The sequence below is a fragment of the Micromonospora phytophila genome, from assembly GCF_023656545.1.
In the GTDB taxonomy this organism is placed as follows: domain Bacteria; phylum Actinomycetota; class Actinomycetes; order Mycobacteriales; family Micromonosporaceae; genus Micromonospora; species Micromonospora phytophila.
Window position 1 is genome coordinate 1 of the sequence record NZ_JAMOKF010000401.1, and the last position, 4,341, is coordinate 4,341.

A 4,341-nucleotide genomic window follows, 5' to 3' on the forward strand; every position below is an offset into this window, starting at 1 on the left:
TCGACTTCCCGGAACCGGTCCCGGCGGCGGTCAGCTGGGGTCCGGGCGCCGAGTTCGGCATGGTCCCGCTCGGCGACGGCCGGCTCTACTGGTTCGCCGCGCTCACCGCCCCGCCCGGCGGGCGGGCCCCCGACGAGCTGGCGGCCGGGCGGGAAGGCTTCGGCCCCTGGCACGACCCGGTCCCGGCCCTGCTCGCGGCCACCCCGCCGGAGGCGGCTGCCGGGCCGCCCGGCGTGGCCCCGGTGTCGGCCGGCCGGCCCGGGGTGGTGGGCCCGCCGAAGCCGGCGCTGGCGGCCACCGGGCGGAACTCCACGTCGGAGCAGGAGTAGTAGGTGTCCGGGGTGTCCGAGTTCTGCCAGACGGTGTAGATCAGGTGCCGGCCGCTGCGGTCCGCCGGCAGCCGCCCCGGCAGCTGGTACGCCCCGTCGCGCACCGGCGGGTCGGTCACCCGCAGGAACGGGACGGATTCCAGGCTCGCCCAGGTCAGCCGCTTCGTCGGGTTGTAGCCCTCGCGGGTCACGTAGAGCCGGAACGTGCCCTTGTGCGGGATCGTCGTGCGGTAGCGGAAGGTGAACCGGGCCCCGGCGGCCAGCTTCGTCACCGGCCAGTCCGCCCGGGGCAGGTCCAACCCCCGGTACGCCGACAGCCCGCCGCTGCACAGCTCCCCGTCGGGGATCCGTTCCCGGTCCCGACCGGCGACGCCGAAGACCCGGATGTTGTCCCACTCGCGCAGGGCGGCGCCGGCCTCGACCGCCGCCCGGCAGGCCGGGGTGCCCGCCTGTCGGCCCTCGGGCCCGCAGGCCGCGGCCCGGCTGGCGGGGTTGGTCGGTGCGCCGTGTGCGGCGGCGGGCGCGCCGGTCAGCGGCACGGTCGCGACGGTGAGCGCCACGACGGCGAGCAGTCGACGTACGGTCATGGCATTCGACCTCCCGCGCAGTGATACGGGTGTCGAGGCCCAACAGTTCGACGGGGCCGCGCTCAGCCCGCGTTCTGGCCCTCCGGCCGGGTCTGCCGCCGGCAGCCGGCTGTCGGGCTGCACTCGCGGCCTGTCACGATCACAGCGTGAGCCGACAGGACTGGGACAACCTGAGCCACGTCGAACAGTGCTTCCTCATCAACGCCATGGAGATGGACATCCTGCCGGGCGTCCGCGGCGACCTCGACGAAGCTGAACGACGGCTGCCATTCGACGAACTGGCCGACATCCTGCTGTCGCTGGTCGATCGCGGATGGATTGAAGTCCGCAGGTACGAGCGATGGATTTCGGAGGAGGGGCTCGAAGGACTCGCCCCCGGCGAGGTCGTCCCCCGACCAGAACTCTCGCAAGTGCTCGCAGACCCAGCCAACTGGGAGTACCCCGACGACGTCAGCTGGATCGGCGCGCTGACCCTCGTTTGTACCGAGGTCGGCCTGGCAGTCAGCCGCCTCTCCCTCGACGAGGTCGCGGAGCGGGACCAGGCGTGCTCGGCCTTCACACCGCCCGCCGACTCTGTCGGACCAGTCCGCTAACCTTCGGCGGCGGTCAACACCGAGGCATCCAACACCGCAAGGAAGCCGCCTCCCTGGTCTGCATGGGGGTTGGTTCGGGCATCGATCCGGGCCTAACCAGCGTCCAGGCTTCGTCGAGGGCCGAGGTGGCCTGTCAGCGTTGATCGCGCCCAACGCGAGCATGGGTCGGGGTCGGCAAGCTCCTCTGCTGATGCTCCGACCCCTCGTTCGTAAGTTCTGGGCGCTTCGTCCGGCGGCGCCCCGGACCGTCTCCCGCCTCGGCCGGCCGTCCGCGCGACGCCGGCCCCGGCCATGAAGAACGTGCTGTGGGGCGAGGGGCGGTAGGCGTGGCTACTTGGTCGGCCACTTCTGGTGTTCGAAATGACGAAGGGCGTCCGTCATGTTTGACGAACGCCCTGGTCAATCAAGGGTGGAGCCGAGGGGACTCGAACCCCTGACCCCCACACTGCCAGTGTGGTGCGCTACCAGCTGCGCCACGGCCCCTTGCCTTCACACCCGGTTGCCCGGGCACGAGAGAACTATACACAGGCGGCCCCGCATGGTCATCTCGCGGGGCCCCCGGCGGCCGAGCGCCGACCGTCCGCGTTCGGGACCGGCCGCCGACGGCGGCGCCGACGCCTCAGTTGAGCGCCACGTCGGGCGGGAAGTGGGCCACCGCGGCCATCATGCCGCCCTGCCGGCGCAGCACCATCGGCCACAGGTCGTCGGGCCGGTCGACGAAGGCGTCGCCGGGCAGCGCGTCGAGCAGGAACCAGGAACCGTCCTCGATCTCCTGCTCCAACTGCCCGGAGCCCCAGCCCGAGTAGCCGGCGAAGACCCGGATGCTGCCGATGCTCTCCCGCAGCCGCTCCGGGTCGACGGAGAGGTCGAGTGTGCCGACCGCGCCGGAGACCTGGTGGAACCCCTTGAGCCGCTTCAGCGGGTGGCGCATCCGGGCCAGGCAGATCGCCGAGTCGGGCTGCACCGGCCCGCCCTCGAAGAGCACCGCCGGCTCGCGGGCCAGGTCGTTCCAGTCGCCGAGCACATCCGCGACCGGCACCTCGGTGGCCCGGTTGAGCACCACGCCGAGCGCCCCGCCGGCCTCGTGCGCGACGAGCAGCACCACCGTGCGGTCGAAGTTCGGGTCCTTCAACGCCGGCGTCGCGACCAGCAGTCGCCCGGTCATCGACTCCGTCGCCCGCCCGCCGATCGCCTGCCCCTCTCCCTGCATGCCGGACATCCGTCAGACCGACCGCACCGGGACGGCCGGGGGCACCGGTGTCATCCGCGCTGTCAACGCCATGCCTGGCACCATAGCCTGCGGTCGGGGCGGTGGCTAAGGTCTGACCGTCGGGTGATCGACAGGAAAAGGGGAGGACCGATGGGTCCAGCGGCGGAACTCGCGGTGATCGGCGGATCGGGCCTCTACGCCCTGCTCGACGGCGCCACCGAGCACGAGGTGGAGACGCCGTACGGGCCACCGTCGGACCGGGTCACCATCGCCGAGCTGGGCGGCCGCCGGGTGGCGTTCCTGCCCCGCCACGGCCGGGACCACCGCCACCCGCCGCACCTGATCCCCTACCGGGCCAACCTCTGGGCGCTGCGGTCGCTGGGGGTACGCCAGGTGCTCGCCCCGTGCGCCGTCGGCGGGCTGCGCCCGGAGCTCGGCCCGGGCACGTTCGTGGTGCCGGACCAGCTGATCGACCGGACCAGCGGCCGGGTGCAGACCTACTACGACCGGGGCGCGGTGCACGTCTCCTTCGCCGACCCGTACTGCCCGGTCGGTCGACACACGCTGCTCGCGGCGGCGGCCCGGAGCGACGTACCGGCGGTGGACGGCGGGACGGTGGTGGTGGTCGAGGGTCCGCGTTTCTCGACCCGCGCCGAGTCGCGCTGGTTCGCCTCCATCGGCGGCACGGTGGTCAACATGACCGGCCACCCGGAGGCGGTGCTCGCCCGCGAACTGGCGCTCTGCTACTCCTCGATCGCCCTGGTCACCGATCACGACGCCGGCGTGGAGGGTGGCGGGTCGGTGACCCAGGAGGAGGTGTTCCGGGTCTTCGGGGAGAACACCGACCGGCTGCGGGCCCTGCTGCTGGAGGCGGTCGCCGCCCTGCCCACCGAGCGGGACTGCGACTGCGGGCGGGCGTTGGACGGGATCAAGCTGCCGTTCACGCTGCCCTGACCGGCTGTCGAGCAGGCGAAAAGCCCGATCCGCCCGACCTGCCCCGATAGATTGAGGGGCGATGGCAACGGTCCGCGAATCCACGTACGACCTGCTCCGCGCCCTCGGCCTGACCACCGTCTTCGGCAACCCCGGCTCCACCGAGGAACCGTTCCTGCGGGACTTCCCGGACGACTTCCACTACGTGCTCGCGCTGCACGAGGCGTCGGCGGTCGCCATGGCGGACGGGTACGCGCAGGCGACCGGCGGCGCGGCGCACGTCAACCTGCACACCGCCCCGGGCACCGGCAACGGCATGGGCAACCTGGTCACCGCCTGGCACAACCGCACCCCGCTGATCGTCACCGCCGGGCAGCAGACCCGGGAGATGCTGCTGATGGAGCCGCGCCTGACCAGCCGGCGCGCCACCGAGCTACCCGAGCCGTACGTGAAGTGGAGCCACGAGCCGGTCCGCGCGCAGGACGTCCCGGCGGCGCTGATGCGGGCGTACGCCACCGCCGTCCAGCCGCCGGCCGGCCCGGTCTTCCTGTCGCTCCCGCTCGACGACTGGGGGCAGACTGCCGGCCCGCCGCCGCAGGTCCGCACGGTGGCCACCCGGTTCGCGCCCGACCCGCAGCGGCTGCGCGAGTTCGCCGCCGTGCTGGCCGACAGCCGCTCCCCGGCGCTGG

5 protein-coding genes and 1 tRNA gene are annotated in these 4,341 nt (G+C 73.0%); 3 read left to right on the forward strand and 3 right to left on the reverse strand.

What is annotated here, in order from left to right:
* Positions 1-85: 85 nt before the first annotated feature.
* Positions 86-916: a lytic polysaccharide monooxygenase auxiliary activity family 9 protein gene (locus NCC78_RS28260; protein WP_284706362.1), complete on the reverse strand. Its 831-nt coding sequence runs from the start codon at positions 914-916 to the stop codon at positions 86-88.
* A gap of 146 nt (positions 917-1,062) precedes the next feature.
* On the opposite strand from NCC78_RS28260, the gene NCC78_RS28265 reads away from it, so the two are divergent.
* Entirely contained in the window at positions 1,063-1,509 is a 447-nt protein-coding gene (locus NCC78_RS28265; RefSeq protein ID WP_250798320.1) for a hypothetical protein, read from the forward strand.
* 410 nt (positions 1,510-1,919) lie between these two features.
* Here the strand turns inward: NCC78_RS28265 and NCC78_RS28270 are convergent.
* A tRNA-Ala gene (locus tag NCC78_RS28270) sits at positions 1,920-1,992 on the reverse strand.
* Between the two features lie 136 nt (positions 1,993-2,128).
* The gene (locus NCC78_RS28275) at positions 2,129-2,719 is read right to left on the reverse strand and encodes a YqgE/AlgH family protein (protein ID WP_250798321.1); all 591 of its coding nucleotides are present in this window, start codon (positions 2,717-2,719) and stop codon (positions 2,129-2,131) included.
* Between the two features lie 150 nt (positions 2,720-2,869).
* Between NCC78_RS28275 and NCC78_RS28280 the strand changes: the two genes are divergently transcribed.
* The gene (locus tag NCC78_RS28280; protein ID WP_250798323.1) at positions 2,870-3,673 is read left to right on the forward strand and encodes an S-methyl-5'-thioadenosine phosphorylase; all 804 of its coding nucleotides are present in this window, start codon (positions 2,870-2,872) and stop codon (positions 3,671-3,673) included.
* Between the two features lie 61 nt (positions 3,674-3,734).
* On the forward strand, positions 3,735-4,341 hold a 607-nt coding region (locus NCC78_RS28285; RefSeq protein WP_250798324.1), incomplete at its 3' end, for a thiamine pyrophosphate-binding protein.

Coding starts and splice junctions, on each gene's coding strand:
- NCC78_RS28260 (WP_284706362.1), bottom strand. CDS start 916: ATGACCGTACGTCGACTGCTCGCCGTCGTGGCGCTCACCGTCGCGACC.
- NCC78_RS28280 (WP_250798323.1), top strand. CDS start 2,870: ATGGGTCCAGCGGCGGAACTCGCGGTGATCGGCGGATCGGGCCTCTAC.
- NCC78_RS28275 (WP_250798321.1), bottom strand. CDS start 2,719: ATGCAGGGAGAGGGGCAGGCGATCGGCGGGCGGGCGACGGAGTCGATG.